The sequence below is a fragment of the Mesorhizobium sp. M7A.F.Ca.MR.362.00.0.0 genome, assembly GCF_004023175.1.
Taxonomy (GTDB): Bacteria; Pseudomonadota; Alphaproteobacteria; order Rhizobiales; family Rhizobiaceae; genus Mesorhizobium.
On the sequence record NZ_RZTF01000512.1, the window covers coordinates 756 to 3,891 of the forward strand.

The 3,136-nt window shown below is 60.8% G+C and carries 2 protein-coding genes and 1 pseudogene; all 3 read right to left on the minus strand.

The window, feature by feature from the left end; translation table 11 throughout:
- Positions 1–333 precede the first annotated feature (333 nt).
- Positions 334–1,515: a glycosyltransferase family 9 protein gene (locus EOC06_RS34180; RefSeq protein ID WP_306462374.1), complete on the minus strand. Its 1,182-nt coding sequence runs from the start codon at positions 1,513–1,515 to the stop codon at positions 334–336.
- Between the two features lie 94 nt (positions 1,516–1,609).
- Positions 1,610–2,833 carry a GNAT family N-acetyltransferase gene (locus EOC06_RS34185; protein WP_128309884.1) on the minus strand — a complete coding sequence of 408 codons (1,224 nt, stop codon included), beginning with the start codon at positions 2,831–2,833 and terminating at the stop codon, positions 1,610–1,612.
- A 12-nt stretch (positions 2,834–2,845) separates the two neighbouring features.
- Positions 2,846–3,136 (minus strand): annotated as a pseudogene (locus EOC06_RS34190) (GNAT family N-acetyltransferase); the annotation flags it as partial.

Sequence of the window (3,136 nt, forward strand, 5' to 3'; positions counted from 1 at the left end):
CAGAGCCCGGGCCTGGTAGCTGCCTGCCGAAAAACGCTGCGCGGTGATGTAGACCTTGTGACGATCGAGCGCCTTGCGCACCGCGGCGCGCTTGGAATTCTGACCTGTGACGGGACTGAACATGACACTGCCCTCGGTCGCCCCAGACACACAACGCGGCCGCTGCCGGCAGCCTGACGACTGGGGTCAAGGATGGCGGAGACGCGCCGTCCTGTCAATTTCGCGGACAGCGCAGGATGCGGCCCGGTCAAATTTACCAATCTTTTGAAGATGTTTGGGCTTTGGCCTGAATCAAGACGTGAAGCGCGACAATCGCCCGTCGCTGCCGCCCTGCTACGCGGCCGGCATGCCCGAATGAGCAGATTTTTGAACTTCCGTGCCGATGAGATCGAGTGTCGCCGCCGCAACATCGGCAACCTGGAGCCGCTGGACGCAATAGACCCCACCGGCGTTGTTTTCTTTACACACACCTGGAGCGATGCATGGGCAAGGCATGGGCGGCTGGAGCGTCCGGTTGGGAACACCGAACGGGCCCCATTGCTCTGGCGACGTCAGACCGTACAGCCCCACCGCTGGAGTTCCGACAGAGGCCGCGATGTGCATCGGGCCGCTCTCATTGCCAAGAAAGATCGACGCTTCGGCCAACAATGCCGTCAGGACCTCAAGCGAGGCTTTTCCGACGACACTTGCGACCGGCGATGCTGCCACTTCAAGGATCCTTTGCGCGGCAAGCCCTTCATCCGGCCCGCCAACAAGGAGGGATCGCAGCCCGGTTTTGGCGTATACTTCGTCGATGACCGCAGCAAAATGTTGCGGCGGCCAACAACGTCCTTCGAACCTCGCGCCGGCATGCACGGCCACGTACGACTTCTTCGCCAAAGCGTTTTCCGCAAGAAGCCTGGCACACTCTTCCTGGGCAGTACTGGTCGGCTGCAGCCGAGGTGTTGGATCCTCACAATCCAGCCCAAGGGCGCAGAGTGGAGACAGGTTCCTGTAGAGATAATGCGGTCCGCCATGTCCGAAGGTCGCGGCGAGAACGTTTGCAAGCTGGATTTCCCAGAACTTCATCGGATGCTCGGAAGGATCGAAGCCGACGCGAAGTGGAGCGCCGATCAAACGATGCATGATCCGCGAGGTTTTTGAATCGGTAAGGTCGATGCTAAGATCAAATCTTCGACGCCGCAGATCAGAGATGACGCCACGATAGTCGCTCAAACGCTTGCGCAGAGTCCTTCCTCTGCCACGGGATTCAAAGCCAACGGCAACATCGGCGATCCCTTGCGCGACGATGAACTCCTTGAGACCCGGCGCACAAAGCATGGTCACCGATGCTTGTGGATAAGAAAGACGTAGATTGCGAACCAAAGCAGATGTCAGAACGACATCTCCAATGTACTTCGTTTGGATAATGAGGATGGAACGAATCCCATCTCCTAAACTTGCATTCATCGAGATGATCTGCCGAAAACGCCAACTTAAAAAAATCCGCCCGTGACACTCATTTCTGAACGTCAAGCCGCGCTTTCAGATATAGAGTTAACCGACCCTGTCAACAAGCTTGCCTGCCGGCCTTGGTACTCTGCATCGCAGGACCGGCAAACGCTCGTCCTCAGTCCTTCAATCGCCGCAAGCGGCGCGTCAGGCCCTGGACGGCCTTGAGCAGCCGGGGACGCGACCGCGTCATGCCTTCGACCCGGCTGCGCAGCAAAATGGCTGCGTTCGCAGCCCTGCCCCGCACCGTCACCGGTTCACAGATCTCGGCCAGAACCGAGCTCGAGGCGCCGATATGTTGCTTGTAGCCCTGGCCGCCGACCGACAGGTCGAAATAGTCGAAGCCCCGCTCGCATCCCCACATCATCAGCTTACCCATTGTCGTCAAGCCGGGTGAGACATTGGCGACCGCATTCTGGTCGATGCCGAGCAGGAGGGCGTGAAGTGTGCCTTTTCTAGCCAGCACATAGATGGAGGCGAGCCAGGCTTCACCGACGCGCAGTCCGAAGAGCCGCACCGATCCATTGGACAGGCCTTGCAGCGCCGCGGCGCGGTAAAAATCGACGACCGACGCCTGCGTCAGGAGGTCGAAACGCCCGAGCTCACGGAAACGCTTGAGCCGCAGTTCCAACAGAGCATCCAGGAGCTCCTCGGCCAGATCAGGCGTGTCGGCCTCGATCAGAGCGAGGCCACCAAGCTGTTCGAAGCCGCGACAATGCTTGCGGAAGGCCTTGGCGAAGGACGGCTTGCAGATCCGCTTGATGAGCGTCTCCGGATCGCCATGCAGGACGAGGCCGGAGCTGACCTGGATGGAGTCGCGCGCCACCGAAAGCAGTGCCAGCGGATTGGCCACGCCGTGGACCTGCTGCGGAATTCCCGCGATATGGATGCGATCCGCCGGTGGCAGCACGGCACGGACCGCCGCCCACATGGCGTCGGCACTCTGCCTGGTCCACTCTATCCCATCCGCCAGCAGCGGCACTGAGTAGTCGCACACGCGACAGCTCAGCCATTCGATCACGTGGTGGCCGAAGGCCCGGCGCCGCATCAGCGGCAACAGCATGGCCGGCGCGCCAGTCACTGCGTCACTCACCTCGACGAGGACCAGATCCGCGTCTTTGGGCATCAGCCGTGCGGCGATCCCTTCGACCCAGGCATAATGCTGGTGGGCAGTGCAGACACCGTGAGCTTCAAGGAGCAGCCATAGCAGCCTTACGGTGTCGAAGCTGGTGTGCAGCCGAGCCGTGAAGTGCGCGGTTGCATCAACGTTGGCGACAGTCGGGGAAACCGGCCCACCGGGCAAATCCTTTATCGGAGTCGTTCCCGCCGCGTAGCTTGCCACATGCTTCTCCCGTCATTCTGATCCCCCGCGCAGGCGCCGCAAACCCCGCATCAGTCCCTGGAGCCTCTTCAGCAGCCGAGGTTTGGAGCGCACGAACACCTCGGCCCGGTTGCGGATCTCGATGGCTGCGCTCACGGCGCTGCCTCGCACCGTGATCCCGTGGCAAAGCTCGCGCAGACCCGAACCCAAGGCACCCATATGCTCCTTATAACTCTGGTTGCCTACCGACAGGTCGAAATAATTGAAATCGCGCCCGCGCGCCCAGCTCATCAACTTGCCCATGATCAGAAGTCCAGGCGAGAC